The organism is Amycolatopsis sp. NPDC031561 (genome assembly GCF_055580625.1).
This window is the reverse complement of the sequence record NZ_JBVILA010000004.1, coordinates 368,586-394,862: the sequence shown is the minus strand read 5'-3', so window position 1 is coordinate 394,862 and position 26,277 is coordinate 368,586. Positions and strand designations below refer to the sequence as shown.

Annotated in this window: 30 protein-coding genes and 2 pseudogenes; 11 read left to right on the top strand and 21 right to left on the bottom strand. The window is 68.9% G+C overall.

Features of this window, described 5'->3' with window-relative positions; genetic code table 11:
- Window positions 1–3: 3 nt before the first annotated feature.
- Window positions 4–1,095 (bottom strand): M24 family metallopeptidase, encoded by a 1,092-nt coding sequence (locus ACZ5IK_RS13510; RefSeq protein WP_101606732.1) that lies wholly within the window; start codon window positions 1,093–1,095, stop codon window positions 4–6.
- A 149-nt stretch (window positions 1,096–1,244) separates the two neighbouring features.
- Here ACZ5IK_RS13510 and ACZ5IK_RS13505 point away from each other — a divergent pair, with 149 nt between their 5' ends.
- A complete protein-coding gene (locus ACZ5IK_RS13505; RefSeq protein ID WP_465487945.1) occupies window positions 1,245–1,700 on the top strand; it encodes a B-4DMT family transporter in 456 nt (151 codons plus the stop codon).
- Here the strand turns inward: ACZ5IK_RS13505 and ACZ5IK_RS13500 are convergent.
- From ACZ5IK_RS13500 to ACZ5IK_RS13450, 11 genes are all read right to left on the bottom strand, one after another.
- Window positions 1,655–3,142: a glycoside hydrolase family protein gene (locus ACZ5IK_RS13500; RefSeq protein WP_465488024.1), complete on the bottom strand. Its 1,488-nt coding sequence runs from the start codon at window positions 3,140–3,142 to the stop codon at window positions 1,655–1,657. The genes ACZ5IK_RS13505 and ACZ5IK_RS13500 overlap by 46 nt on opposite strands.
- 60 nt (window positions 3,143–3,202) lie before the next feature.
- Window positions 3,203–4,129, bottom strand: coding sequence for a GNAT family N-acetyltransferase (locus ACZ5IK_RS13495; RefSeq protein ID WP_465487944.1), 927 nt, complete (start codon window positions 4,127–4,129; stop codon window positions 3,203–3,205).
- Window positions 4,126–4,557: a type II 3-dehydroquinate dehydratase gene (aroQ, locus tag ACZ5IK_RS13490; protein ID WP_465487943.1), complete on the bottom strand. Its 432-nt coding sequence runs from the start codon at window positions 4,555–4,557 to the stop codon at window positions 4,126–4,128. Before aroQ ends, ACZ5IK_RS13495 begins: the two co-directional genes overlap by 4 nt.
- Window positions 4,554–5,663, bottom strand: coding sequence for a 3-dehydroquinate synthase (gene aroB / locus ACZ5IK_RS13485; RefSeq protein WP_465487942.1), 1,110 nt, complete (start codon window positions 5,661–5,663; stop codon window positions 4,554–4,556). Before aroB ends, aroQ begins: the two co-directional genes overlap by 4 nt.
- Window positions 5,664–5,671: 8 nt before the next feature.
- The gene (locus ACZ5IK_RS13480; RefSeq protein WP_465487941.1) at window positions 5,672–6,100 is read right to left on the bottom strand and encodes a hypothetical protein; all 429 of its coding nucleotides are present in this window, start codon (window positions 6,098–6,100) and stop codon (window positions 5,672–5,674) included.
- Window positions 6,097–6,621 (bottom strand): shikimate kinase, encoded by a 525-nt coding sequence (locus ACZ5IK_RS13475; RefSeq protein WP_465487940.1) that lies wholly within the window; start codon window positions 6,619–6,621, stop codon window positions 6,097–6,099. Before ACZ5IK_RS13475 ends, ACZ5IK_RS13480 begins: the two co-directional genes overlap by 4 nt.
- Window positions 6,618–7,805, bottom strand: coding sequence for a chorismate synthase (aroC, locus tag ACZ5IK_RS13470; protein WP_101606724.1), 1,188 nt, complete (start codon window positions 7,803–7,805; stop codon window positions 6,618–6,620). Before aroC ends, ACZ5IK_RS13475 begins: the two co-directional genes overlap by 4 nt.
- Window positions 7,806–7,852: 47 nt before the next feature.
- Complete coding sequence (locus ACZ5IK_RS13465; protein WP_465487939.1) at window positions 7,853–8,464, bottom strand: prepilin peptidase; 612 nt, start codon at window positions 8,462–8,464, stop codon at window positions 7,853–7,855.
- A 505-nt stretch (window positions 8,465–8,969) separates the two neighbouring features.
- The gene (locus tag ACZ5IK_RS13460; RefSeq protein WP_465487938.1) at window positions 8,970–9,599 is read right to left on the bottom strand and encodes an anti-sigma factor family protein; all 630 of its coding nucleotides are present in this window, start codon (window positions 9,597–9,599) and stop codon (window positions 8,970–8,972) included.
- The gene (locus tag ACZ5IK_RS13455) at window positions 9,596–10,108 is read right to left on the bottom strand and encodes a sigma-70 family RNA polymerase sigma factor (protein WP_410601954.1); all 513 of its coding nucleotides are present in this window, start codon (window positions 10,106–10,108) and stop codon (window positions 9,596–9,598) included. Before ACZ5IK_RS13455 ends, ACZ5IK_RS13460 begins: the two co-directional genes overlap by 4 nt.
- Window positions 10,105–10,473: a hypothetical protein gene (locus ACZ5IK_RS13450; protein WP_101606720.1), complete on the bottom strand. Its 369-nt coding sequence runs from the start codon at window positions 10,471–10,473 to the stop codon at window positions 10,105–10,107. The genes ACZ5IK_RS13455 and ACZ5IK_RS13450 overlap by 4 nt, the downstream gene beginning before the upstream one ends.
- Window positions 10,474–10,604: 131 nt before the next feature.
- Between ACZ5IK_RS13450 and ACZ5IK_RS13445 the strand changes: the two genes are divergently transcribed.
- Complete coding sequence (locus tag ACZ5IK_RS13445; protein ID WP_465487937.1) at window positions 10,605–11,045, top strand: QcrA and Rieske domain-containing protein; 441 nt, start codon at window positions 10,605–10,607, stop codon at window positions 11,043–11,045.
- A 66-nt stretch (window positions 11,046–11,111) separates the two neighbouring features.
- Here the strand turns inward: ACZ5IK_RS13445 and ACZ5IK_RS13440 are convergent, their stop codons facing one another.
- The gene (locus ACZ5IK_RS13440) at window positions 11,112–11,567 is read right to left on the bottom strand and encodes a PTS sugar transporter subunit IIA (RefSeq protein WP_410662617.1); all 456 of its coding nucleotides are present in this window, start codon (window positions 11,565–11,567) and stop codon (window positions 11,112–11,114) included.
- A pseudogene (locus ACZ5IK_RS13435) lies at window positions 11,564–11,809 on the bottom strand (PTS sugar transporter subunit IIB); the annotation flags it as partial. The pseudogene ACZ5IK_RS13435 and the gene ACZ5IK_RS13440, both read right to left, overlap by 4 nt.
- Before the next feature lie 223 nt (window positions 11,810–12,032).
- Here ACZ5IK_RS13435 and ACZ5IK_RS13430 point away from each other — a divergent pair.
- Genes ACZ5IK_RS13430 through ACZ5IK_RS13415 form a run of 4 tightly spaced genes read left to right on the top strand, consistent with a single transcriptional unit; the run spans window position 12,033 to window position 15,271 of the window.
- On the top strand, window positions 12,033–12,821 hold the full coding sequence (locus tag ACZ5IK_RS13430; protein ID WP_076163796.1) for a GntR family transcriptional regulator: 789 nt from the start codon (window positions 12,033–12,035) through the stop codon (window positions 12,819–12,821).
- Window positions 12,818–14,080, top strand: coding sequence for a PTS transporter subunit EIIC (locus ACZ5IK_RS13425; protein ID WP_465487936.1), 1,263 nt, complete (start codon window positions 12,818–12,820; stop codon window positions 14,078–14,080). Before ACZ5IK_RS13430 ends, ACZ5IK_RS13425 begins: the two co-directional genes overlap by 4 nt.
- A gap of 39 nt (window positions 14,081–14,119) precedes the next feature.
- A complete protein-coding gene (locus ACZ5IK_RS13420) occupies window positions 14,120–14,386 on the top strand; it encodes an HPr family phosphocarrier protein (RefSeq protein ID WP_076163675.1) in 267 nt (88 codons plus the stop codon).
- Between the two features lie 60 nt (window positions 14,387–14,446).
- Entirely contained in the window at window positions 14,447–15,271 is an 825-nt protein-coding gene (locus tag ACZ5IK_RS13415) for a serine hydrolase domain-containing protein (protein ID WP_465487935.1), read from the top strand.
- Here the strand turns inward: ACZ5IK_RS13415 and ACZ5IK_RS13410 are convergent.
- Window positions 15,261–16,202, bottom strand: a complete 942-nt coding sequence (locus ACZ5IK_RS13410) for a D-2-hydroxyacid dehydrogenase family protein (RefSeq protein ID WP_465487934.1) — start codon at window positions 16,200–16,202, stop codon at window positions 15,261–15,263. The genes ACZ5IK_RS13415 and ACZ5IK_RS13410 overlap by 11 nt on opposite strands.
- 71 nt (window positions 16,203–16,273) lie before the next feature.
- On the opposite strand from ACZ5IK_RS13410, the gene ACZ5IK_RS13405 reads away from it, so the two are divergent.
- Entirely contained in the window at window positions 16,274–16,897 is a 624-nt protein-coding gene (locus ACZ5IK_RS13405) for a maleylpyruvate isomerase family mycothiol-dependent enzyme (protein WP_465487933.1), read from the top strand.
- A 3-nt stretch (window positions 16,898–16,900) separates the two neighbouring features.
- Here ACZ5IK_RS13405 and ACZ5IK_RS13400 read toward each other — a convergent pair whose 3' ends face one another.
- A complete protein-coding gene (locus tag ACZ5IK_RS13400) occupies window positions 16,901–18,100 on the bottom strand; it encodes an endonuclease/exonuclease/phosphatase family protein (protein ID WP_465487932.1) in 1,200 nt (399 codons plus the stop codon).
- 153 nt (window positions 18,101–18,253) lie between these two features.
- Here ACZ5IK_RS13400 and ACZ5IK_RS13395 point away from each other — a divergent pair, with 153 nt between their 5' ends.
- Both ACZ5IK_RS13395 and ACZ5IK_RS13390 read left to right on the top strand, forming a co-directional pair.
- A complete protein-coding gene (locus tag ACZ5IK_RS13395) occupies window positions 18,254–18,676 on the top strand; it encodes a hypothetical protein (RefSeq protein WP_465487931.1) in 423 nt (140 codons plus the stop codon).
- Window positions 18,677–18,693: 17 nt separating this feature from the next.
- Entirely contained in the window at window positions 18,694–19,362 is a 669-nt protein-coding gene (locus tag ACZ5IK_RS13390) for a TetR/AcrR family transcriptional regulator (RefSeq protein WP_101613073.1), read from the top strand.
- A gap of 172 nt (window positions 19,363–19,534) precedes the next feature.
- Here the strand turns inward: ACZ5IK_RS13390 and ACZ5IK_RS13385 are convergent, their stop codons facing one another.
- Window positions 19,535–20,077 carry a GNAT family N-acetyltransferase gene (locus tag ACZ5IK_RS13385; protein ID WP_465487930.1) on the bottom strand — a complete coding sequence of 181 codons (543 nt, stop codon included), beginning with the start codon at window positions 20,075–20,077 and terminating at the stop codon, window positions 19,535–19,537.
- A 109-nt stretch (window positions 20,078–20,186) separates the two neighbouring features.
- Between ACZ5IK_RS13385 and ACZ5IK_RS13380 the strand changes: the two are divergent.
- Window positions 20,187–20,537: pseudogene (locus ACZ5IK_RS13380) on the top strand (transposase family protein); the annotation flags it as partial.
- Between the two features lie 42 nt (window positions 20,538–20,579).
- Entirely contained in the window at window positions 20,580–21,827 is a 1,248-nt protein-coding gene (locus ACZ5IK_RS13375) for an HNH endonuclease signature motif containing protein (RefSeq protein WP_465487929.1), read from the top strand.
- 50 nt (window positions 21,828–21,877) lie between these two features.
- Here the strand turns inward: ACZ5IK_RS13375 and ACZ5IK_RS13370 are convergent, their stop codons facing one another.
- The 4 genes from ACZ5IK_RS13370 to ruvX all read right to left on the bottom strand — a co-directional run bounded on the left by ACZ5IK_RS13370 (window position 21,878) and on the right by ruvX (window position 26,255).
- Window positions 21,878–23,137 (bottom strand): GrpB family protein, encoded by a 1,260-nt coding sequence (locus tag ACZ5IK_RS13370; RefSeq protein WP_465487928.1) that lies wholly within the window; start codon window positions 23,135–23,137, stop codon window positions 21,878–21,880.
- Window positions 23,138–23,195: 58 nt separating this feature from the next.
- Entirely contained in the window at window positions 23,196–24,026 is an 831-nt protein-coding gene (locus ACZ5IK_RS13365; RefSeq protein ID WP_465488023.1) for a shikimate dehydrogenase, read from the bottom strand.
- Window positions 24,027–24,039: 13 nt separating this feature from the next.
- Window positions 24,040–25,491 (bottom strand): endolytic transglycosylase MltG, encoded by a 1,452-nt coding sequence (mltG, locus tag ACZ5IK_RS13360; RefSeq protein WP_465487927.1) that lies wholly within the window; start codon window positions 25,489–25,491, stop codon window positions 24,040–24,042.
- A gap of 335 nt (window positions 25,492–25,826) precedes the next feature.
- A complete protein-coding gene (gene ruvX, locus ACZ5IK_RS13355) occupies window positions 25,827–26,255 on the bottom strand; it encodes a Holliday junction resolvase RuvX (RefSeq protein WP_465487926.1) in 429 nt (142 codons plus the stop codon).
- Between the last annotated feature and the right edge of the window lie 22 nt (window positions 26,256–26,277).

The following is a 26,277-nucleotide window of genomic DNA, read 5'->3' as shown; positions in this document are numbered from 1 at the left end:
CCGTCAGACGACCACGAGTTCCTTGGTGCTCAGCGTGAGGAGTTCGGGCGTACCTTCCCGCACGACCAGCGTGTCCTCGATGCGCACGCCTCCGCGTCCGGGCAGATACACACCAGGTTCGACGGTGACGGCCATACCGGCGGACAGTGTACCGACGCCGGTGGTGGCGAGGCTGGGCGCCTCGTGCACCTGCAGTCCGACCCCGTGGCCGAGACCGTGGCCGAACTCCTCGCCGCGCCCCGCGCCGACGATCACGCCACGGGCCGCCTTGTCCACTTCGGACACTTCGGCGCCGGGAAGAACGGCGTCACAGCCCGCCGCCTGCGCGCGCTGGACCAGCTCGTAGATCTCTTCCTGCCACGCCGCGGGCTTGCCGAGCACGAAGGTGCGGGTCATGTCGGAGTGGTAGCCGTCGACCGTGGCGCCGAAGTCGATCTTGACGAAGTCGCCGGTCGCGAGCACGGCCGGGGTCGGCCGGTGGTGCGGGATCGCGGAGTTGACGCCCGCCGCGACGATCGTGTCGAACGAAGGCCCAGTCGACCCGTGGCCGAGCATGCGGTTCTCCAGATCACGGGCGACGTCGAGCTCGGTGCGGCCCGGCCGGAGCCCACCGGCGGACACCAGGTCCTCCAGCGCCCTGTCGGCCGCGGCGCACGCCTGGCGCAGCGCCTCGATCTCCTGCTCGTCCTTGACCAGCCGCAGCTGCTCGACGAGACCGGGCGTCCGGACCAGCTGGACGCGGTCGAAGCGCACCTTGAGGTCCTCGTGCTGCTCGACACTGACGTGCTGGCTCTCGAACCCGGTCTTGCCGAAGTCCTTTTCGGCCGCCAGATCGGCGAGCTTGGCCGCGCTCGCGCGGTCCAGCACCCGTTCGAGGTCGGGCACCTCGGTCGCCGACTGGACCGTGTAGCGGCCGTCGGTGCAGAAGATCGTCTTGTCGTCACCGCCCTCGTGGACGAGGAGAGCGGCGTTGGACCCGGTGAAGCCGGTCAGGTACCTGATGTTGAGCAGGTCCGTGACCAGCAGCGCGTCCACCCCGGAGTCGGCCAGCAGGGAACGCAGCGCCGCGCGGCGGCGAGAGAAGTATTCACGCACTGTCGTATTATGTCGCGCGCTGACGGAAACGTCTCGCAGGCCGCTGACGCGCTTCCGAGAGGACGGCCCGCCAAGATCGCAACCAGAGGACTAAACGCGATCCGCGCGGGTGGGGGCGACTGTCGCTACTCGCGAGTTAAACTCGCCCCATGGCACCGTGGCTGACTCGTGGACTCGTGATGGCGCTGCTGCACGGCGTGGCCGTCACCGTGCTGGCCAAGTACGAGGTCTTCAACCCCACCGACAAGACCCTCGTCACCTCCCTCGCCCTCGCGATCCTGGTCGGCGCGGCGGCGGGCTGGAGCGCCGTAGACGCCTGGCAGGGCAAACCGGACCGCGGCCGGAACTGGTTCATCGCGGCGCTGATCGCGGGCCCGGTCTCGGGTGTGCTGTACGTGATCGGGCGCGCGGTGTTCGTCGACCAGACCGGCGCCTCGGAACTCGGCGGCGCGCTCACCGGCGGCGCCGCCTTCTCGGCCTTGTTGGTGCTCCTCCCGGCCGGGCTCGGCCTGTTCGTCGGCGGCCGCATCACCAAGACCGGGGACGACGAAGAAGAAGATCAGCCCGCGAGCGGGAAACCGGCCGGGAAGCCGTCCCAGGCCTGATCGCTGATCTCCTCGACGGTCGAGTCGTTCAGCGCGGCGGCCCCGGCGTCGGGCACGGCGAACAGCTTGCCGTCGAGCACCACGCCGATCCCGCGGCCGGGCGCGCGCACCATCTTCGCCCCGGCGCTCAGGCGCGCGGCCTGCGGGAACTTCTCGACGACCTTGAGCCGCTGGTCCAGCACCTCACCCGCGAGCACCGCCGCCACCGAGCGCCGGTCGACCCGCACCAGTTTGCCGTCGGCGACCAGGTCGATGGTCCGCTGCGGCGAAGGCATCGCGACACCTTCGAACGCGGTCCGCGTCCGGGCGTCGCCGTCGCAGGCCCGCGAGCCGCGGACGTCCAGGCCGAAATGCTTGAGGTCGGTCGGCGCCCCCGCGCCGCCGACGATCGTGGCCCGGACGACGTCGAACGGGACCCTGTCGCAGACGTCGCCCGAGGAGAGCGGCGCGTGCCCGTCGGGCCGCCGGACCAGGCCGGGACCCTCCTTCCACGCGCCGGGGATGACCACCGGCCGGTACGGCTGCGCGCTGAAATCCCTGGTCCAGAAGGTGAGCGTGGTGCCTGTGTCGGTCTCGTGCGCGATCACGAAGGCGTCGAGCGAGCCGACCCACATCAGATCGGTGCTGAACCCGTCGACCAGCGAGCGGGTGCGCGGCGAGATCGTGCTGGGCTTGGGCACGAAGCCCTGCTCCCCCAGCGTCTCCACGCCCTGGCTGAAGGCCGCGTCCTTGGCGCGCAGCAGGAACTGGCCGGCGCCGTTCCACCCGGCGGCCTTGGCCGTGGTGTCGGTGAAGAGCACGTAGAACCAGCCGTCGAGGTACACCGCCGAGGGCTGGCCGGCGCCGTAGACGTTGTTGGCGCGGTGCACGTCGTGCGAGGGGCCGATGATCGGCTGCCCGCCCGCCGCCCGGGTCCACTTGAGCCCGTCGGGGCTGGTGGCGAGCCCGATCGAGTTGCCGAGGGCGTGATCGCCCGCCGCGCCGGTGTAGTACATGTAGTAGGTCGAGCCGACCTTGATCACCGAGGGATCGCAGGTGTGCATCCCGTCGAAACCGCCGGGCGCGCCGGAGAACACCGCCGCGGGGCCGCCGCCGGACGGGCCGGTGAAGGGACCGTCGAGCGAGGGCGACTGCGCGTAGAGGACGTCGTCACCGGGAGGCTGGGCGCTGCCGTACTGGCTGCACCACCACATCCGGAGCTTGCCGCCGTCCCGCATCACGGTCGGGCCGTAGTTGTAGACCGCGTCCTGATCGCCGGCCGCGACCACTCCGCCGCCGGCGCGAGGGTCGCCCGTGGCGAGCTCGACGTCCATCAGCCGGGGCTTCTCACCGGGCGTCAGCTGGACTCCGCCGATCCCGCCGCCCTTGCCGTCGGCCTGGGACTGCGTATGACCGTCGCTGCACGCCATGAGGACCGCGCCGACCGCGAGGAGGGCCACCACGACACGGGCGGGTCGCCGACCCCCACGAAAAAGGCGCATGATGGCCGAGTGTAGCGAGACTTAACCCAGCTGGGTGACGTCACTCCCCGGTAGGGCGACCAATTCCACCTCGAAGCCATCGGTGTTTTCGAGGTAGGCGGCGTAGTGGTGATCACCCCCCGCATACGGAAACTTGTCCGCGAACATCGGCGACCAGCCATGTTCGACGGCCTTCGAAGCCAGTTCGTTCACCCGATCGCGGGAATCAACGTGCAGCGCGAGGTGGTTCAGACCCGCCGCGGTGCGCTCGTGCTTTTCGCCGCTGAGCGCGGGAGAACGCTCGACGACGAGGTACGTCGAGCCGTGTTTCCAGCTGACGCCGGCGGGCCAGCGCTGGAATTCCCGCCAGCCGAGTTCGCCGAGCAGCCAGCCCCAGCTCTCCTCGGCGCGCGCGAGATCCGGCACCCACAGTTCGATGTGGTGGGCCCGCCCGTGCTCCGACGGCAACGCGACGAGCACGCGATGCGGCCCGCTGCCGTAGTGGTCGCCGCTGCCGACGTCCAGGAAACCCAAGCGCCGCACCAGGTTCAGACTGGCCACATTGGACTCACCGACCAGCGCCCACACCGACGACAGCCCGAGCACGACGAGCCCGTGCTCCAGCAGGGCTCGCGCGGCCTCGGTCGCCAAACCCTGCCCGCCGTGCGCACGCGCCAGGTAGTAGCCGATCTCCGGAACCCCGCCGGGCAGTTCTTCCGACGGCCGCAGATGCGCGAGGCCGATCACTTCGCCGTCGCGTTCGATCGCCCAGTGCCCCATCCCGGCCGGGCCGCGGTACGCCAGCCGCCGTCCGACCATCTCGCGGACGAGGTCCGGGTCGGTGAGCGGGACCGCGAAATGCGCGCTCAACGCCGGGTCGGCGAAGAGCTTGACGATCTCCTCGGTGTCGGACTCGGTCAGCGCGCGCAGTCGCAGCCGCGAGGTCGTGATCTCGGGCGGGTTGTTCATGCCGCGTTCGCGGCCATCCAGCGCAGGGCGAGCGGATAGCCGTCGACCCCGAGCCCGGCGATGACGGCCGTGGCGATATCCGAAAGCACGCTGTGGTGCCGGAACTGCTCGCGCTTGTGCACGTTGGAGATGTGCAGTTCGATCAGCGGCGCCTCGATCTGGGCGGCGGCGTCGCGGACCGCGATCGAGTAGTGCGTCCACGCGGCCGCGTTGAGCACCACCGGCCAGCCCGCGTCGGCGGCTTCGTGCAGCCAGCCGACCATCTCGCCCTCGTGGTCGGTCTGGCGGACCTCGACGTCGATCCCGAGTTCCTTGCCGGTCCCGACGCAGGTCTCGGCCAGATCGGCGTGCGTCGCGGAACCGTAGATACCGGGTTCGCGCAGGCCGAGCCTGCCGAGGTTGGGACCGTTGAGGACGAGCACCTTCACAGCAGCACGCTCCCGCCGGCCTTGGGAGCCTCGCCCGCCACCACCGAGTACGCCGCCGCGAGCAGCGACGGGTCGGGGCCTTCCAGCCTGCCCGGCTTGGCGAGCCCGTCCAGGACGACGAAGCGCAGCACGCCCGACCGGGTCTTCTTGTCGCCCTTCATCGTCTCCAGCAAGTGCGGGAGCGCGTCCGGATCGTAGGTGGTCGGCAGTCCCAGCATCTTGAGCACGGCCGTGTGCCGCTCCGCGGTGGCGTCGTCGAGACGGCCCGCCAGACGCGCGAGCTCGGCGGCGAACACCAGCCCGACGCTGACCGCGGCACCATGGCGCCACCGGTACTTCTCACGGCGTTCGATGGCGTGGGCGAGGGTGTGGCCGTAGTTGAGGATCTCGCGCAGGTCCGACTCGCGCAGGTCCACGGCGACTACGTCGGCCTTGACCTGGATCGAGCGGCGGACCAGCTCGCCGATGATGTCACCGGTGGTGTCCAGCGCCGCGGCCGAGTCCTGCTCGACGAGTTCGAGGATGCGCGGGTCCGCGATGAACCCGGCCTTGACGACTTCGGCCATACCGGCGACGAGTTCGTTGGGCGGCAACGTTTCCAGCGTCGCCAGGTCGACCAGGACCGCGCTCGGCTCGTGGAAGACGCCGACGAGGTTCTTGCCCGCCTCGGTGTTGATGCCGGTCTTCCCACCGAGCGAGGCGTCGACCATGCCCAGCAGCGTGGTGGGGACGTTGACCAGCCGGACGCCGCGCATCCAGGTCGCGGCGACGAAGCCCGCCAGGTCGGTCACGGCGCCGCCGCCGAGCCCGACGACCACTCCCTGCCGGTCCAGGCCCATCCGGCCGAGGACCTCCCAGCAGAAGCTGGCGACGGTGAGCGCCTTGCCGTCCTCGGCGTCGGGGATCTCGACCCGGTGCGCGTCGATCCCGGCCTCGGCCAGTTCGTCGCGGATGGCCTCGGCGGTGGTCGTCAGCGTCGGCGGGTGGATCAGCGCGACCTTGGAGGCGTCGGCGAGCTGCTCGGTGAGCTCGCCCAGCAGGCCGCGCCCGATGACGACGTCGTACGGCTTGGCGGTGTTGACGGTGATGCGAACCGGCTCGGTCATCGTTTCCCTCACTTCGGCGGAAGCCGCTTGGCCCTGGCGACCTCGCAGGAGATCTTGCCCTTGACCGGGGTGTCACCCGGGATCTCTTCGGTCACCTTCTGGCCCGGCGTCATCCGGTTCTTGGCGAACAGCGCCTCGCCGGAGGCCTTGCCCTCGGCGTCCTTGATCGCGATGGTGACGGCGTAGCGCGCGTCCTCACCGGTGCTGTTAGTGACCTCGATGGTGACCTTCGGGGTGTAGCTGGTGCTCTCGCACTTCATGACCTGGACGTCGGCGGCGACATCGGCTTCGGGCGCGGCCGAAGCCGATGTCGCCGAGCCGGTCTCCGCGGCGCTGGTCTGGATCACGTCCGAGCCCGGGGGCTGCTTTTCCTCGCTGCACGCGGTCAGGCTCAAGGTCAAGACGGCGAGAAGAACGCCGGCGATGGTGCGCTTCATGCTCGTTCCTTGCTGATCTCGGTCAATCCGATGATGGCGGCCTCGACGACCTCGTCGGGCGTCAGGTGGTCGGTTTCGATCTCGAACGTGGCCACCTCGCTGTACACCGGCAGCCGTGCGTCGAGCAGTGCCTTGTAGGTGGCGCGGGGGTTGACCCCGGCCAGCAACGGGCGCGCGGTGGACAGCCCGGCGCGCTGGACCCCGGCGGCCATCCCGACGTTGAGGAAGACCACCGTGTGCCCGGCCAGCCGCTCGCGGGTGCCCGGGGTGATCGGGGCCCCGCCGCCCAGGGAGAGGACGCCGTCGTGTTCGGCCAGTGCCTTCGCGACCATCTCCTCCTCCAGCGCGCGGAAGGCGGGCTCGCCCTCCTCGGTGAAGATGTCGGTGATGGGCTTGCCCGCGCTCGCGACGATGTCGTCGTCGCTGTCACGGAAGGCGAGACCGAGCCGGGCGGCGAGCGCCGGGCCGACCGTGCTCTTGCCCGAACCCGGCGGCCCGATGATCACCGCACGAGGGGTCACCAGCGCTCCTCGAGCGCCTTCAGGTAGCCCTCGACGTTGCGCTTGCCCTCGGCCAGCGAGTCCCCGCCGAACTTCTCCAGCGCGGCGTCCGCGAGGACCAGCGCGACCACCGACTCCAGCACGACACCGGCGCGGGGTACCGCGCAGACGTCGGAACGCTGGTGGATGGCCACCGCGGGCTCACCGGTCGTGACGTCCACAGTGGACAGTGCCTTGGGGACGGTCGAGATCGGCTTCATCGCGACGCGCACGCGCAGCGGCTCGCCGTTGGTGATGCCGCCTTCGAGCCCGCCCGCGCGGTTGGACCGGCGGGTCACCCCGACCGGACCGGTGCCGCGGTCGATCTCGTCGTGGGCCTGGCTGCCCCAGCGCTTGGCCGTGGTGAAGCCGTCGCCGACCTCCACGCCCTTCATCGCCTGCACGCCCATGAGCGCGCCGGCGAGGCGGGCGTCGAGCCTGCGGTCCCAGTGCACGTGCGAGCCGAGGCCCGGCGGCAGTCCGTAGGCGATCACCTCGATCACGCCGCCGACGGTGTCACCCGCCTTCCGCACGGCGTCGACCTCGGCGACCATCGCGTCGGTCCCCTCCTGGCCGAAGGCGCGGACCGGGCTCTCGTCGATGGCGGGCAGGTCCGACGCCACGGGCAGCGGGCCCTCCGGCGCCGAGGCGCCGCCGATCGACACGACGTGGCTGAGGATCTCGACCCCGAGCAGCTGCTTGAGGTACGCGCGGGCCACCGTGCCGAGCGCCGTCCGCGAGGCCGTCTCGCGCGCGCTCGCGCGCTCCAGCACCGGACGGGCCTCGGGGAAGCCGTACTTCTGCATCCCGGGCAGGTCCGCGTGGCCGGGCCGGGGACGGGTCAGCGGCTCGTTGCGCGCCAGGCCGTCCAGTTCCTCGGCGGGCACGGGATCGGCCGACATGACCTTTTCCCACTTGGGCCACTCGGCGTTCTCGATCTGGACCGCTACGGGGCCACCTTGGGTCAGCCCGTGCCGGACGCCGCCGGTGAACTCGATGTGGTCGGTCTCGAAGCCCATCCGGGGGCTGCGGCCGAAGCCGAGCCTCCGTCGCGCGAGCTGCTCGCCCACTTCGGCGGTGGTGACCTCGACCCCGGCGGGCATCCCTTCCAGGATGGCGGCGAGGGCGGGTCCGTGCGATTCCCCTGCGGTTATCCAGCGCAACACCTGATAGATCCTGTCACAACCTCCTCTCCGTCCCAGGACAGGCCGGGCTATCCCGGACCGGGTCCGGCGAAGATCGCGAGCGCCCACGCCGCGACCAGGAGACCGGGCCCGTGCGGCACGGTCGGATGCCGGGGCCCGCCCACCGCGAGTGCCACGCTCAAAAGCGCCGCAGCGACTGCGCCGAGCACGACCGACGGCCAGCCCGTCGCGGCGAGGACCGCGCCCAGGCTCCCGGCGAGCTTCACGTCACCGGCGCCGAGCGAGCGCGGCGAAACCGCATGGACGAGCGCGTGCGCCCCGCCGAAGACCAGCGCGCCGAGGACGGCCCGCCAGGCGATGTCCGCCCCTCCCCCGGCGGCGGCGACCGCGAGCGCGGCGGCGAGGGCCGGGTACGCGGGCAGGGTCAGGACGTCGGGCAGGCGGCGGTACTTGAGGTCGGCGAGCGCGAGCGGGACCGCGAAGACGGTCAGCACGGCCGGGACCGCGAGCCACCACGACGGCCACGCTCCCGCTTGGTGACGCAGGCTGACCGCGAGGAGCAGCGCGGCCGTGAGGCCCGCCGCCCACGCCGTCACCGGCGCTCCCGCCCGGCGCAGGCAGGAGCGCGTGGCGAGCGCCGATCCGGCGCCCGCCACCGTGAAGGCGATCGGCAGGAACACAAGATCAAGAGTGCGCCCGTCGCGCTCGGTGAGGCAAGGATTTCTTTTCGTGACAGGGACTTTCACGCACTTTCGGCAGGACGGGCAGGGGCTGAAGGGGCCCTTCGCCGCATCGCATGCGGCGAAAGCGTCCTTCAGCGCCGGCAACAGGAGGACGCGGCGGGTTATCGGCTCTGCGCGACGCCGGACCTGCGGCACCGACTGTGTGGATTTTGGGACGTTGGATGACCAGAAATCCACACACTCCCGCGCGATCGGTCTGGTCACGACGGGGTGTGTGGAAATAGGGACATCGAACGTCCCTATTTCCACACACCCCTCGTCCTGAGCGACACTTCGCGCCTCGTCGGCCACGTCAACCGGACACTTGCCTCAACCCTCAATACCGCAGGTGGCTGAAGGGGCCCATCGCCGCATCGCATGCGGGGAAAGCGTCCTTCAGCTCATGGACCGCAGCACCAATCCGCCCCGCTCCCGGCACCGAAGGCCTGTCATGACACCGGGATCAGGGGTTCATCCGCAGCAGCGGGAGACCCGAGGGCGTGCGGATCTCCAGCGCCTTGATGTCGCCGGTGCGCATCGCGGTGCCGACCACGATGTGCGCGGTGTCCTTGGGCATCGCGCGCCAGGACGCCAGTTCGCTGGTGCCGCCGTCGGCGTCGACGGCGACCAGGATGTAGTCCCCGGTGCGGTTGCCGCCGTAGCTGCAGGTCATGTCGACCTTCGTACCGGTGTCCGTGGCGGACATGGCGACCTCGGCGGTCACCGGGTAGTCGCCGAGCGGGGTCATCGGGTTCCCGGCGGCCGCGATCGGCCCGGTCAGGACGACCGCGAGCGCGACACTGGCCGCGACGGCCACCCCGGTGGCGGCGGTGGTGATCGCCCGTTGGATCCGCCTTCCCCGGCGGACCCGTTTGAGCACGGTCGGCAGCAGTTCCGGCGAGGGTGCCGGTTCCTCCTCCAGCAGCGCGGGGGCACCGGCCTGCGCGAGGAGACCGGGGATCCCGGCCAGATCGCGGACCGAAGCGGCGCACCGGTCGCACACGCGAAGGTGTTTCTCGTACGCGAACCGGTCTTCCGGGGACAACGCCCCGAGCACGTAGGCCGCGTCGTAAGTGGCGAAGGGGTCGGTCATTGAGTCACCCCTCTTTCCTCCAATACCAGCCGCAACGCCCGCAAGGCGTAGTGCGTCCGCGACTTGATCGTCCCTTCGGCCACACCCAGCCGCTTCGCAGCGTCGGCGACGGAGTAACCCTGGAAATAGCACAAAACGAGCACGTCCCGATGTCTCGGCGAGAGCTCACCGAGGGCTTCGGCGACCAGCCAGCCTTGGACCGCCCGTTCTGTGCCGTCCGTGACCGACGTTTCGGGTGGTTCGCCGGTCACCACCTCCGGATGCGCCTCGGCGGCGCGCCAGTCGTCGATGGCTATCCGTCTCGCGACGGTGAACAGCCAGCCCCGCGCCGACCCCTCGGACTGGTCGAGCACCTTGGCGTTGCGCCAGGCCCGCAGCAGCGTCTCCTGGACGACGTCCTCGGCGCGGACCCGGTCTCCGCTGGTCAGGTGCAGTGCGTAGGACCAGAGCGCCGCGGCGTGCTCCTCGTGCAAAGCCCGCATCAGCCGGTCCTCCGCGAATTCCTTCACCGATCGGTGCTTTCACGGTTGAAGAGCAGAGGGAGGGCGAAGACCACGCAAGCCACTTCGGTGATCAGGCCCCAGAGCTCGGCCTGGGTGGTGAAGCGCTCGGAGACGCCGAAGAACCCTGTCGTCAGCGAAAGCACGTACGCACCCAGCGTCGCCAAGCCGAAGCCGACCGCCGCGAGCACGGGAAGCCAGTGGTGCCAGACCAGGACGGCGACCGCGATGACCACGCCGGCCACCACGTTCACCAGGAAGAGTGGACCGACCACCGCCGTTTCGGACGCCCAGTCCTGCCATACGACGTAATGCACCCACGCCGAGCCGAGCAGGCCCGCCGCCACCACCGCCCGCAACAACCACCGGATCATGTCCGTATCTCTTTCCGCGTGTTCGGTTCCCCTATGCCTTTGAACACGGAAAAAAGGGGCTCCCGGTTCAATCCGGCACCCGATGGTCGGCGAAATTGAACCGGTTGGCCGCTCCGGACGTGTGTATGGGCATGACTGCCGAACTCCACTCCCGCCGCACCGTCCTGACCACCGGGGCCGCCGTCGCCGGCGCGGCCGTCGGTGCCGTGGCCCTCACGGCCTGCGGAAGCGACACCCCGTCGGCCGGCTCGGCCGCGGCACCGCCCGCCGCGGCACCGGGCGAGACCCTGACCGCGCTCTCCGACATCGAGGTCGGCCAGGCGAAGGCCGCCAAGACCGCCGACGGCAAGGACGTCATCGTCACCAGGACCGCCGAAGGCACCGCGGCCGCGTTCAGCGCGATCTGCACGCACCAGGGCTGCGCGGTCGTCCCGGAGGGCGCGGAACTCAAGTGTCCTTGCCACAACTCGATCTTCGACGCGAAGACCGGCGCGGTCAAAAAGGGACCCGCGGACCAGCCGCTGCCTTCGATCGCGGTCAAGGTCACCAACGGCCAGGTCGTCACGGCCTGACGAAACGCGAGAAGGGTCCCTTCAGGACGAAATTCGTCCTGAAGGGACCCTTCTTTGTCTTGCGTTTCAGCTGTCCCAGGTGAAGATCGGGTCGCCCGCCTCGACATCGCCGCCGGTGAGCAGTCCTGAAAGGACCTCGGCCTTCGCGTCCAGCGCCACCACGGGCACGATCGGCGAGTAGCCCGCGGCCACGACCGCTTCGGGATCCCATTCGACGACCGGCTGCCCGGCGCGGACGGTCTCACCCTTGACGACGTGGAGAGTGAACCCCTCGCCCTTCTGCTTGACCGTGTCGATCCCGAGGTGGACCAGCACGCCGCGGCCGTCTTCGGTGGCCACCACGAAAGCGTGCGGGTGCAGGGTCACGACCGTCCCGTCGACCGGCGAGACCGCGTCCTGGCGCCCGCCCGAGGGCAGGACCGCGAGGCCGGGGCCGACCATCGCCTGCGCGAAGACCGGATCGGGCACTTCGGTCATAGCGGTCGTCTTACCGCTTACCGGGCTCAGAATTTCGAGACTCACATCAGGTCCTCGATGTCGCTGGCGATCGTGTCGGCCTCCGGCCCCACGATCACCTGGACACCGGCGCCCATGCGCACGACACCCATCGCACCGGCGGCCTTCAGCGCCGCCTCGTCGAGCAGGCTCATGTCTTCGAGCTCACAGCGCAGCCGGGTGATGCACCCTTCCACCTCGATGACGTTCTCGGCGCCGCCGAGCGCCGCGAGGATCTTTTCCGGCCTGTCATCCGCCATCGCGGTCTCCCTGTTCCCTGTCGGTTTCCCACATGCGAACCAGCTGTACTACGCCGTTCGCCGACTCGCACGCCATCCCTGGCCACGAACGCGTAACGGTGGTTGACACCCGCTCGTGCGACGGAGCATCCTGCCCCATCGGATCATTGGTCTAGACCGGAACGTACCAATCTTCCGGACCAGATGCGAGTACGGGTACCCAACCGAACGGACCGAAAGGACGGTGACCGTCATGAGCGCTTCGGCGCAGCTGCCGCCGTCCGACCGTGTGATCAACGGACCGACGCCCAAACACGCCCAGCTGCGGGAGATTCTGCGCCGCACGGTGGAGCGTGAGCTACCCCCCGGCTCACCGATCCCCTCGGAACGTGACCTGGCCGAGACCTATCAGGTGTCAAGACTCACGGTCCGGTCCGCGATCGGCAAGCTGGTCGAAGAAGGACTCTTGTCGCGAGTGCGCGGCAAGGGGACGTTCACCGCCGCGAGGCGGATGGAATTGCAGCTCTACTTGATGTCCTTCACCGAGGACATGCGCCGTCGCGGGATGACCCCGACCACGGAGGTCGTCAAGACCGCCACCGAGGTCCCGCCCGCCCCTTCGGCGCACGCCCTCGGCCTGACCGCCGGGACCCCGGCGCACCGGCTGGTGCGGCTCCGCCGTGCCGACGGGGTGCCGCTGGCGGTCGAACGCGGCTGGTATCACGCCGGGCGGATGCCCGGTCTGCTCGACCTCGATCTCACTCGATCGTTGTACGTCCAACTCGCCCAGTCGTACGACCTCCGCCCGGACCACGCGTGGCAGACGGTCTGGGCGGAATCCGCGGACCGCGAAACGGCACGCCTGCTCGGCATGCGCGCCGGCAGTCCGCTTCTTGTCTTCCGCCGGGTCTCCAGCGTCAACGGGGAACCGATCGAAGACATGACTTCCTGGTACCGGGGCGATCACTACCAGGTCACCATGCAGCTGGACCGGAACACCCCGGATTCCGGTCACCATCCTCACTACGGAGGTACCCGATGAGCTCCACCACCGCCGAGGGGGCGAAGAGCAAAGGCAAGGGCAAGGGACTTGCCGGCCTTCAGCGCTTCGGCCGCAGCCTCATGCTCCCCATCGCCGCTTTGCCCGCCGCCGCTCTCCTGTCGAGGCTCGGTCAGCCCGACCTGCTCGGCGCGGACGGCCTCGGCTGGGACAAGGTCGCCGCGGCCATCGGTGCCGCTGGTGACTCGCTGTTCAACTGGCTGCCGCTCCTGTTCGCGGTGGGTATCGCGGTCGGGTTCGCCCGGAAGAGCGACGGTGCCACCGGCCTCGCCGCCGTGGTCGGCTTCTTCGTTTTCACCAGTGTTCTTCGCGTCTTCGCGCCGTTCGAAGAGCTTCCCGGCTGGAACCCCGAAAAGCCCGCCGGCCTGATGCTCAACCCGATCAAGTGGCCTTACAGCGTGCTGGCCGGTGTGATCGTCGGCCTCGTCACGGCGCTGCTGTGGCAGAAGTTCTACCGCATCAAGCTGCCGCCGTACCTGGCCTTCTTCGGCGGCCGCCGGTTCGTGCCGATCATCACCGCCCTCGTGCTGCTGGTCCTCGCGGTGCCGCTGGGTCTCGTCTTCCACTGGGTCAACGAAGGCATCCAGGCCGCCGGTGAGGCGGTCACCGGCTCCCCCGTGGTCGGTGGCGGTATCTACGGCTTCCTCAACCGGCTCCTGATCCCGGTCGGTCTGCACCAGCTGCTGAACGTGCCGGTGTGGTTCATCTTCGACGGTGGCGACCTGACCGAGTTCTTCAAGGGCGACCCGACCCGCGGCGCCTTCATGACCGGGTTCTTCCCGATCTTCATGTTCGCCATCCCCGCCGCGGCGCTGGCGATCTGGCAGACCGCGAAGCCCAGCCAGAAGAAGATCGTCGGCGGTGTGATGATCGCCGGTGCGCTGACCTCGTTCCTGACCGGTGTCACCGAACCGATCGAGTTCTCGTTCATGTACGTCGCTTGGCCGCTGTACCTGATCCACGCGGTCCTGACCGGTACCTCGATGGCGCTGGTGAACGCGCTCGACATCCACCTCGGCTTCGGCTTCTCCGCCGGCGCGATCGACTTCGGGCTCAACTTCAGCCACCCGGCGGCGAGCGGCAACGTCTGGCTGCTCATCCCGATCGGCCTGGCCTACGCGGTCATCTACTACGTGATCTTCCGTTTCGTGATCACCAAGTGGAACCTGCGGACCCCGGGCCGCGAGGACGACTCGATCGAGGCCGATCTCGAAGCCACCGCGGCGAAGCCCGTCAAGTAGTTTCAGCTCCAAGGAACAAAGGCACGAAAGGGAAAGAACATGCCGGAGAAACGCGTCACCGTGGCCAGCAAGGTGGGCCTGCACGCCAGGCCCGCGGCGACGGTCGCCAAGGCGGCCGCGGCGCAGCCCGTCGCGGTGTCCATCGCCAAGGCGGGCGGCGACCCGGTCGCGGCCGGCAGCGTGCTGAACCTGATGACGCTCGCCGCCGGTTACGGCGACGAGGTCATCATCAGTGCCGAGGGTGAAGGTGCCGAGGCGGCCGTCGACGCCATCGCCGAGCTGGTGGCGACCGACCTCGACGCCTGATCCCCCTCACTGCGAAGCCCGGGCCGCCCCGACCGGCCCGGGCTTCGTAGGGTGTGGGGCATGGAGAGCCTGCGCGAGATCGAACAGTGGCCGGTGGACAACGCCGCCACGGCCGTGGTGACCGCCGCCGGTGACGTGCTGGGCACGCACGGCGACACGACGAAGGTCTACAAGCTGGCGTCGGTGACGAAGCCGCTGACGGCCTACGCCGCGCTGATCGCCATCGAAGAGGGCGTCGTCGAACTCGACACCCCCGCCGGGCCGGAAGGCTCCACGATCCGGCACCTGCTCGCGCACACCTCGGGCCTGGCCTTCAACGAGCACAAGCAGATGGCCGAGCCGGGCAACCGGCGCCTGTACTCCAACGCCGGGTTCGAGCAGCTGGCCGACGCGCTCACCGAGCACTCCGGTATCCCCTTCGCCGACTACCAGGCGGAGGCGCTTTTCCAGCCGCTGGGCATGAAGTCGACCAAGCTGACCGGCTCCCCCGCCTCCGGCGCGGAGTCCACTGTGGACGACCTGGTCGCCTTCGCAGCAGAACTGCAGGCCCCGAAGCTCATCGCCGCCGAAACGGTGCGCGAGGCGACTTCCGTGGTCTTCCCCGGACTTTCCGGTGTCCTGCCCGGCTTCGGCCACCAGAAGCCGAACGACTGGGGCCTCGGTTTCGAGATCCGCGACCACAAGAGTCCGCATTGGACCGGTTCGTCGAGCTCGCCGCGGACCTTCGGCCACTTCGGGCAGTCCGGCACGTTCCTCTGGGTCGACCCCGAGGCCGGTGCCGCCTGCGTCGCGCTCACCGACCGTGCTTTCGGCCCGTGGGCGGCCGAAGTGTGGCCGCCCTTCACCGACGCCGTCCTCTCGGAGCTGCGCGGCGTCACTCCATGACGCGAACCGGCGAACCCGCCTGGAAGGCCGCGATGTCCTCGACCGCGTCGCGGTAGAAGATCTCGTAGGTCTCCCGGGTGACGTAGCCGATGTGCGGGGTGAGCACGACGTTGTCCAGTGTCCGCAGCGGATGCTCCGAGGGCAGTGGCTCGACGTCGTAGACATCCAGCGCGGCGACCGCGATCTCCTTGCGGCGCAAGGCGTCCACCAAGGCGGCTTCGTCCACGATCGGGCCGCGCGACGTGTTGACCAGGATCGCCGTCGGCTTCATCGCGGCGAGTTCCGGGGCGCCGACGAGCCCGCGGCTGCGGTCACTGAGCACCAGGTGGACCGACAGGACGTCGGCGCGGGCGAACAGCTCGTCCTTCGACACCGCCGTCACCCCGTGGGATCCGGCCTTCTCCTGGGTCAGGTTCTGGCTCCAGGCGATGGTCTCCATGCCGAACGCCTGGCCGATCTTGGCCGCACCGGCGCCGAGCCTGCCAAGCCCGAGCAGCCCGAGGGTCTTGCCCGCCAGGATCGTGCCGACCGTGGTCTGCCAGCCGCCCTCACGCATGTTCCGGGACTCTTCCGGCACGTTCCGCGCGGCGGCGAGGATCAGCGCCCAGGTGTGCTCGGCCGCCGGTGCCGCGATGTAGCCGGTGGAGCAGACGACCACGCCGTTGCGCCGGGCGGCGGCCACGTCGATCGCGGCGTTGCGGTGGCCGGTGCTCACGAGCAGCTCGAGCGCGGGCAGCCGGTCGAGGACCTCGGCGGGGAAGCGGGTGCGTTCGCGCATCGCGACCACGACGTCGAAGTCCCGGAGACGGGCCACCACCTCGGCGGGATCCGCGAACGGCTCGGTGAACACCTTGACGTCGGCGCCGAGGGAGTCCCAGTCCCCGAAGCCGAGCGCCACTTCCTGATAATCGTCGAGAATCGCGATCTTCATGGATCCCAGGCTAGGTCACGGCTAGGGTCCTGCCCGGAAGCCGTGTCGACGGCGAAGGGGAGGAGCGGGAAATGGACGAGATCTCGGCCTGGACCAAGACGGAAAGACTGAGCTTCGCGGACCTGCTGGAGGAGCTGGACGAGCAGGCGTGGTCGGTGAAGACCCTTTGTCCGGAGTGGACGGTGCACGCGATGGCCGCCCATCTGGCGCAGTCCACCAGGAACCGGCTCCGGGACACCCTCATCGGCGCCGTCAAGGCCAAGGGCAACTGGGACAAGATGAACGTCGACCAGGCCGTCGGTTACGCCGCGCGATTCTCCCCCGCCGAACTCGTCGCCCAGATCCGCGACGACGCGGCCTCGCCGCGCCGCTCCCCCGGCGCCAAGCCGATCGACCCGCTCGCCGACGTCCTCATCCACGGTCAGGACGTCGCCCGCCCGCTGGGCATCGACAGGCCCATGCCCGAGAAGCCGGTGATCGCGGCGCTGGAGCATCTCCTCGTCAGCCCGTTCTGGGGTGCCCGCAAACGCTGCAAGGACCTGCGGTTGATCGCCACCGACACCGGATGGACCGGCGGCGCGGGCACCGAAGAGGTGCGGGGACCGCTCGCCGACCTGCTCCTGGCGGTGAGCGGCCGGAGCGCCGGGCTGGCCACCTTGACCGGCCCGGGCACTTCACGGCTCAGCGCCGGCTGAGGGCTACCAGCGCGGGATGAACACGTCGACCCGCACCAGGTGGTGGTCCGAGGCGTCGTTGAGCCGGGCCAGCGGTGAATCGGGCAGCGGCCAGAAGACCTCGGCACGCCAGGGGAACAGGCCCTTCGACGGCAGGACGTAGTCGATCCGCAGGTTCCCCGGCGCGTTGTCGTTGAAGTCGCCGGTGTCGAAGAACGGGTCGCCCTTCTGGCCGATGTTGGCGCCTGCCTGGTCCCGCGCGGCGCGCACCGCGCCTTCGCTGCCCGGGCGCGTCTCGATGACGCGAGGCGAGTTCAGCAGCCGGGAGATCGCGCCGGGGACGCTGTCGCCGTCGAGCGGGTCGGAGTTGTGGTCTCCGGCGATGACGAACTTCTCGTGCGCGCCCAGTCCGCCGCGACGGCCGCGGTCGTCGTGGATGTAGCGGCCCTTGCCCGGGGTCACGTAGTCGGCCCAGAAGCGGATCTCGTCGTTGTTGCGGGTGCCGTTGCGGTCTTCGGGACCGTCGAAGGTGGGCGGCGTCGGGTGCGCGGCCAGGAAGTGCACGGTCGAGCGGCCGACGCGGATCGGGACGTCCCAGTGGGACTTCGACGACAGGCGCAGCACGTCGAGTGCCTGCGGCGAATACCAGTCGGCCGGCGCCGGGGTGGCCGGGTCGTCCGGGAGCAGCGCGCCCGGCATGTCCTTCCAGAGGAACTTCTGGAACGTCCGCACGCTCCGGGTGTCGATCGGGTACTTGGACAGCACGAGCATGCCGTACTGGCCCTCGAAGAGGCCGAAGCCGTGCGCGTCGTTGCCGCCGCCGACCTGGCCGTTGCGGTCGAGGTCGAACCCGGTCGCGACGCCGGTGTTCGACGGCGCCGTGAAGGCGTACGGGTAGTCGATCGGGGCGGCGCCGTTCTGGCCGCGCTCGAGGTAGTTCTCGCGGAACAGGTTCGCGGCGCGGTTTTCCGGCACGTAGTCGAACTCGTTGATCAGCAGCACGTCCGGCCGGTTGCGCTGGATCACCTCGGCGACCTCGTTCGCCTGCGCGTTGCCCGGCTGCGACAGGTCGGTCACGAGCTGCCCCGCCGCGCCGCGGTTGAGCGAGGCGTTGAACGTCGCGAAGCGGACGTTCTTCCCGGCGGTGGCTTCGGCCGGGGTGGCGGCCAGGAGCGTCCCGGCCAGCAATGCGCCCGAGGTGAGCACGGCGGCGATGCGTTTCACGGTCTTGAACTCCCCGTTTTGAGGGCGACAGTCGGTGCGACCTTACGCATCCTCGGCTGCCGCAGGGGTGAGCTTCAGGTGAACAGCTCCCTCTTGAACGTGTTCAAAATCTGGGCTACGGTCCTTCTTGAACACGTTCAAAAGGAGGTTCCCATGCAACCCGTAGTCGTGGCCTATGCGCTCTACCTGGCCATCACCGTCCCGCTGACCGTGCTGGTCGCCCGGACACTGAGCAAGCACGGCAAGACGTTCCTGGAGGACGTCTTCCAGGACAAACTGGCGCTCGCCCATTCGGTCAACCAGCTGCTCGTCGTCGGCTTCTACCTGGTCAGCCTGGGTTTCGTGACCCTGTTCCTGACCAGCGACGACACCGTCCTCGACGCGCGCGACGTCTTCGAGATGCTGTCGGTCAAGGTCGGCACCGTGGCGCTCGTGCTCGGCGTGATGCACGTCGGGAACGTGCTGGTGTTCAACGGGATCCGGCGCAAGCACCTGCACAACGGCGCGGCACGGCCCATGCCGATGCCGCCGCCCTACCCCGGCTACCCGGCGCCCGCTCCGCATCCCGCGCCCTGACCGGATAACGTGCAGTGGTGGCGAAGAGTGAGGAAACCAGGTCGCTGATCGTGGCGACCGCGTTGCGGCTGTTCGCGGAGAACGGCTACGACCGCACGACCATGCGGGCCATCGCGACCGAAGCGGGGGTGTCGGTCGGGAACGCCTACTACTACTTCGCCTCGAAAGACCAGCTGATCCAGGGTTTCTACGACGAGATCGCCAAAGTGCACCTGACGACGGCGCGCCAGGCGATCGAAGGTGAGCGGGACTTCAGCGCACGGCTCAAGACCGTCCTGCTCACCTGGCTCGACGTCGCCGAGCCGTACCAGCGCTTCGGCACCCAGTTCTTCGTCAACGCCGCCGACCCGGACTCGCCGCTGAGCCCGTTCAGCGAGGAGTCGACGCCCGCTCGGGACGCCTCCATCGGCTTGATGCGCGACGTCATCGCCGACTCCGACGCCAAACTCGACCCGGACCTGCGCGACGACCTGCCCGATCTGCTGTGGCTGTACCAGATGGGGGTCGTGCTGTTCTGGGTCCACGACCGGTCGCCCGGGCAGAAACGCAGCCGGGTGCTGGTGGAGCGGACGGTGCCGCTGATCGCGCGGCTGGTGGGACTTTCGCGGCTGCGGGTGCTGCGGCCGGTCAGCCGGGAGATCGTCTCGCTGATCCGGGACCTTTCGAAGCGGGACGATGCCGCCTGAGGCGCGTTTAGTCCTCTAGTTGCGTTTTCGCGAGTACGTGAAGGACCCCTTCCTGCACCTAGGCGCAAGGATGGGAGCCTTCATGTACTTGGAGCCAGAGTGGAAGCCTTCGAAGTCTTACCGGATCGGTAACTGTCATTTCAGGGTCACTCTGACAGGTTGGGAGGAGTGCTCATGGCGTTCCGGGACAATGCTCTGAGCGGAGCAGACCGTAGACGAGCACATCGACATACTCGCCGTGTTGGAAGGACCTGCCGTGCATGACCCCTTCCCGGCGGAACCCCAGGCGTTCGAGGGCTTTCTGCTCGCCGAGGTTACCGCCATTGGTGAGGGCTTCGATTCTGTTCGCAGTCGTGCGGCCGAACAGGTAGTCCACGAGCAGCCTCTGCGCCACCGTGCCCACCCCCTGTCCACGATGCTCGGGTAGTACTCCCACGCCGATCTCGTAGGTGACACCCGAGGGGAAGCCGCGGGGCTTCCAGGTGGCGATGCCGATAACCGTGTCGTCGGCCCGCGCGATCGCAACCGCCGCGAACTCGGCGGAGATATACCCGTCGATCTCCCATCGCTTGCGGCGTGCCCTCGGATCACCGAATCCGGGCCACTCGAACTCGCCGAGCGCATCGGGATCCGTGCAGAGGCGGTCGAGAAAGGCGAGGTCGGCCTCGGTGAACGCCCTCAAGCGGACTTTGTCCGGGCGGTTCGCTGGAGTCATGAAGGCCAGTATCTCGCCCGGAACATCACCCGTCAGACAGCGAACACTTCCCCACCTTGTTGCGACAGGCTGGAGTTTGTCGTTCCCCAGACGCTGACTGTGGCGAAGCACTGTGCACGACATCAAGGCCGCCCGTGCCCACGGGATAATCGAGGCACTGACCGCCGCCGACATCCGCTGCTGGGCTGACAAGGGCTATCGCGGCGCCGGCGGCACCGTGCGTGTGCCCTACTGGGGGCGGTGGGCGAAACTCTCCGCAGGCCGGCAGGCGGCCAACCGCTCACACACCCGGATCCGGGCCGAAGGGGAGCAGACCAACGCAGCTCTGAAGGGTTGGCGTCTCCTGCGCAAGCTCCGGTGCAGTACCACCCCGATCACCAGCCTGGTCAAGGCCAGCTCACTGTCATTTCAGAATCAAATCACTCGTCAGTGGCAAACGTGCCGATTAAATATTACTTAAAATTACGAACATTTGTTCGACTGATTTCGGTATTATTGTGGGGTGTCCCAGACGATCCTTCCCGAGTTGCCGCAGGAGTTGTGGCGCGCTGGCAAGCTGGAGCTTGCCCACGGCGTGCAGCAGTTTCTGCAGGTGATGCGGGTCGCCTCCGCCGGGTTGGGCCGGTATTTGGCGGAGATTGATTCTCGTGGCGCTAAAGACTTGTACGGGTATGGGACGACGGTGGCGTGGTTCGCTGATGTCGCGGGACTGAGCCAGGGCGAGGCGCGGCCGTATGTGAATCGCGCTCTCGATCTGAATCCGACGCGCGCTTTGGACGGCACGGAGATCCCGCCCTTCGCACCGGCAACCGCTGTTGCGGCAGCGGACGGCGCGATCGGCGAGGAACGGATCAAGCAGATCGTGGAGATCCTGCGGAAAATCCCCGCCGACACGTCTGCGGAGGATCGGGAACACGCGGAGACAACCCTCGCCGACCTCGCCCGGAAGGCCGGACCCCAGCAGGTATCGGACCTCGGAGACCAACTGCTGGGCTGGCTCGACCCGGACGGCAAGGAACCAAAGGATCCCGAACCCACCCAACCCCGCCGCGAACTCACCCTGGAACGCCGCAAAGACGGCTACTGGAAACTGAACGGCCTCCTCGACGACGAGTCCGGGGCCCGGACCGCCGCGGCACTCGAGGCTTACGCCAAGCCTCGCCCGATAGACGAGTTCAGCCAAGCCGACCTGCGCACCAAGGCTGAACGTCAGGGCGACGCCTGGGTCGACCTCGTGGACCTCGCGATTGCCTGCCCGGACCAGCCCGGCACCAACGGCTACCGCACCCTGATCCACATCACCATCGACCTCGACGAACTGAAAACCGGACTCGGCACCGCATGCGTGGACTTCGTCGGAACCATGACCGCCCGCGAGGCCCGCATGGCTGCTTGCGACTGCCTGATGTTGCCGGTGGTGATGAACGCGGCGGGTGAGCCGCTGGACGTGGGACGACTGCGACGGTTCGTCACCCCCGGCCAACGCCGAGCTTTGAACATCCGTGATCGGGGCTGCGCGTTCCCGGGGTGTCATCGCAACCCGAAGAACTGTCACGCCCACCACATTCACCACTGGGCAGACGGAGGACCGACAGATCTCCGGAACCTCGTGCTGCTGTGCGGCTTCCACCATCGGTTGATTCATCACGGTGATTGGGAAGTCCGCATGGCGGCCGATGGGTTGCCGGAGTTCATCCCGCCCCAGTATTTGGATCCGCTACGAAGATCCCGGCGCAACACCCATGTGTGAACCGAGGAGCCCGGCGACGGGCCCCTCGCCATGCCCAAGGTGTTTGGGGGTTACTCCCGAACAGTCCGGAAGTACAGGAACCGCGGCTTCGTCCGCAAAGTCGCGTACCACCGGGGATCGGACTCGGCGATCGACTCCTCCGGCATCGGCTCGACCAGCCTGTCGACGGCGAACCCGGCGTCCCGCACCGCGCCGAACGTCCAGCTCAGTGGCCGCCGATAGAACTGGACCTTCTGCTTGTACTCCCCCAGCGGGAACTCGTCGTCGAGCAGTTCGAGCTGGAAGTAGTTGTCCTTCTCGAACCAGCGCCAGTCCTCGCCGGGATGGTGCACGGAGAACACCAGCAACCCGCCAGGCTTCAGCACCCGCCGGAGTTCCGCCAGCGCCGGCGCCCATTCCTTCAGGTAATGCAGCACCAGCGACGCCGTGATGACGTCGATCGAAGCGTCTTCGACGAACGTCAGCGGCCGCGAAACGTCGGCCGTCTCGAACCTCGCGACATCCCCGAACTTGTCCCTGGCGACGGCGACCATGCCCTCGCTGGCATCGACGCCGAGGACGTCCGCGCCCTTCGCCGCGAGCAGCGCGCTGAGGTGACCCGCTGCGCAGCCGACGTCGAGCACCCGCTTGCCCGTCACGTCCCCGGCCAGCTCGACGATGGCTGGGCGGTCGTAATGAGCGTTGGTGCTGCTGGTCTCCGCATGCGCGGCGTAGAGCCGGGCGAAACCGTCGTACTGGGCAGCACGCGCCCGTTCGATGATCTCGTCGATCACCTCGGTCTTGGCGTCGGCGTACTGCTGGATGTACTTCCAGGTACGCCCGGCCAATTCGCGTTTCTTGGCCTCGTAGAGCTTCAGCTCGTCTTCGTGCGCGATCAACCGTTCTCGGAAGAGGCGGTAGCGCTCGGTCTGACCGTTGTCCGGCGAATAGACGTGCAGGTTGATGTTGGTGTCCGGGCCTTTGAAGCTGCGGTGCTTCTCCCACTCGGGCTCGCGGATGACGAGCCGGTAACCCGCCGCTTCGAGATCCGGCAGATAGGTGTCCTCGTCGTTCGAATCGGCGACGATGAGCATGATGTCGATGATCGGTTTCGCGCAGAGCCCGGGCACCGACGTGGAGCCGACGTGCTCCAGCACCAGCGCACGATCCCCCAGGATCCCCCTGATGCGCTTGGCTTCCCGGTCGAACAGCCCGGGCCACTCCGGGTCGTAGTCGGCCAGGGTGACGGTGGAATTCAGCACCGGAGCCTGGTCGACCCACGCGTTGTTGATGTCGTCTTCGGTGTAATCGTCTCGATCAGGTTTAGGCATCGACCCCTTGTTCCTTTCGCAAGGCAGTCGGCCAGATTATCGAATCCGGGCGATCTTGTCACCCGATCGGCAGAGAAAGGATCCCACCGGTCGCTTCCCGAAGAGCGTCCCGCATTTCCGCGCGCGGAGCGGGCTGCCCGGTGAAGTACTCGGACTGCCCGAAAGCCTGGTGCAGCAACATGTCCAGGCCGGTGGCCAGCCGCCCGCCCCGGTCGGCGACCGCTTCGGCGAGCGCGGTCGGCCAGGGGTGGTAGATGACGTCGAGGACGCAGGCGATCCCGGCCAGCTCCGCCAGATGCGGCCGGACGGCGTCCGGGGGCACGGTGTTCACCAGCACCGCCGAATCCACCGCGAGCTTCCCGAAATCCGCGTCGGCCCAGCGAAGGACCTCGACATCGAGACCGGCCCGCTGAGCCGCCTCCACCGTTTCCGCCGCCCGTGCGGGATCCCGCACGACCAGCCGGACCGTCCGCACGCCGAGCGCGGCCAGCCCGACGACCGCCGCCGCGGCCGTGCCACCCGCCCCGAGGACGACGGCCGCGTCGTCGGCGCCGGGCGAGTACTCCCCCGCGATCCGCAGCGCCTCGGTGACGCCGTCGACGTCGGTGCAGTCGGCCAGCCAGCCGCTTTCCCGGCGCACCAGCGTGTTCGCCGCGCCGACCGCGGCCGCGCGCGGCGTGACCTCGTCGGCGTACTCCAGCGCGGCCCGTTTCCCTGGCATGGTCACCGAGAACCCGGTCCATTCCGGACCGAGGCCGTCGATGAACGCGGGCAGCCCGAGACCGTCCATCTCGACCCGCTCGTAGGTCCAGCCGTCCAGGCCCAGTGCGCGGAAGGCGGCACCGTGCAGGACGGGTGAAAGGGAGTGTTCGACCGGTTTCCCGAGGATCGCGGCCTTGCGTTTAGTAGACACCGCGCCTCTGTGCGTCCAACTTGGCCTTGTTGTGCTCGTCGTTCGTCGCCGTGAAGCAGGAGAGTCCGTTCTTCTCGCACTTGACGAAGAACAGCCACTCACCCTCCGCCGGCTTCAGCGCGGCCTGGATCGCCTCCGCGCTCGGGACCGCGATCGGCGTCGGGGTCAGGCCGACGAATTTGTAGGTGTTGTAGGCGCCCGCCTTGTCCCGATCTTCGGGTTTGGTGAGCAGGGTCGGCCGGTCGAGGACGTAGTTGATCGTCGAGTCCATCTCGAGCCGCATCTTCTTGTCGACCCGGTTGTAGATGACCCGCGAGATCTTCCCGAAGTCAGCCTTCACCGCCTCGCGTTCGATGATCGAGGCGATGGCGAGCGTCTCGTACGGCGTCTTGCCCTCGCCCTTCGACTGGTCGCTGAGCCCGGCGTCGAGGATGCGCTTCGCCGAGGTCGTCACGACGTCGGTGAGCAGTTCTTCGGCCGTCCAGCCGGGCTTGACGTTGAAGATGCCCGGGGCGATGAGCCCTTCGAGCCGCCGGTCCTTGTGCTCGGCGTTGGTGGCGGCCTCGACCGCCCACGACGGCACGCCCAGCTTCGCTAGATCCGCGGTCTCGATCGTCTTTTTCAGTTCCTCGACCGGGATGCAGGTGCTCGTGCCGTTCAGGTCCGCGCAGGAAGCCTTGGACAGCAACGTGTACACCCCGGGCGTCTTTTTGCCGTCGGGCTGGGTGATGTCGTGGAACTGGGTGTACGGCCGGATTTCGACCTGGCCGACCTTCGACGTGGGCGCGACCATCTTCTCGACCGCGCTGGCGCCGGACATCTTCGTCTTCATGACGTAGTAGCCCTGCTGGAGCCGCGAGACTGCGGTGTTGTCCTCGCCCGCCTTCACGAACGCCTTGCCGCTGGCGACCACCCCGGCCGCCTGCAGCCGGTTGCCGATCGCCGACGTCGAATCGCCCTTCTCCACCTGGACGAGGACGTCGCTCTCGCCGGCGCCTTCGTAGTCCTCGTAGCCGAAGATCTCGTTGAAGCCGTAGTAGGCGCCACCGGCGAGCAGGACGAGCACGGCCAGCGCCGCGACCCAGCCCAGGGCGCGCTTCTTCTTGCGCTTCTTGGGCGGCGGTCCCTTGCGTTCCGGGCGCTCGTCCGCGATGCGTTCGGGCTCGGCGCGGTCTTCGTCCTCGAAGTCCTGCGCGTCTTCGTATTCGTCGTACTCGTCGTAGTCCTCGTACTCGTCGTACGTGTCCTCGCCGAAGATCTCGTCGTATTCCTCTTCGCTGCCCTGGGACGGCGGAGGGGCCGCGCCGGGACGCCTCGCCATCGGCGCTTCCTGGATCGCGGGGATGATGTCGGTCGGCCGCTCGTCCGGGAGCGGACCGTCGTCCTCGCGGCGCCTGCGGCGGCCGGGACGGGGTGGCTCGTCCTGGGCGTAGGCGGGCATGCCAAGACTCCGGTCACCCGGCTGGGGGGACCGCCTGGGCGGTGCGGGAGGCGGCGGGGCCGCGGGTTCCGGAGCCCGCCTCGGCGGGGCCGGACGCTGCACGCGGGGCGGAGGAGGCGGTGGCTCCTCGGGAGCGGCCCGGCGACGGCGCGGCGCCGGCGGGGGAAGCTCTTCGGGCTCCTGCCGGACGTGCCGGCGACGAGCGATGGGCTCCGCGGGTGGCTGAGATTCGGGCCGCCGACGCGGCGGGGCCGGGGGCCGGGGGGCCTCCTCGGGTTCCTCCCGCAACCGTCGTCTACCGCCCTGACGGCGTTCGGGCCGGCCGTGGGGCTCGGTCATTTGTCGCCCTTCCGTGCGCGATGTGCCGCTACCGCGTCGATCCAAGCCTGCAGGATCTCGACCGCGGCCGCCTGATCGACGACGGCACGTTGCTTACGTCCCTTCACCCCACGCTGCGACAGCATCCTGGATGCCGTCACCGTGGTCAACCGCTCGTCGGCCAGCCGCACCGGTACCGGAGCGATCCTCGCGGCGACCTTGTCGGCGTAGTCCAGCGCCGCTTCGGCCGCCGGGCCGTGACGGTCCTTGAGCGTCCTCGGCAAGCCGACGACGACTTCGACCACGTCGTGTTCCGTGACGAGTTCGACGAGCTGGTCGACGTCCTTGTCGCCAGTCGCGTCGCGAGTGAGGGTAACGAGCGGGCTGGCGAGGATGGGGTCGGGATCGCTCAGTGCGATCCCGACCCGGACGGATCCGACATCCACGCCAAGCCGCCTGCCGCGCCCC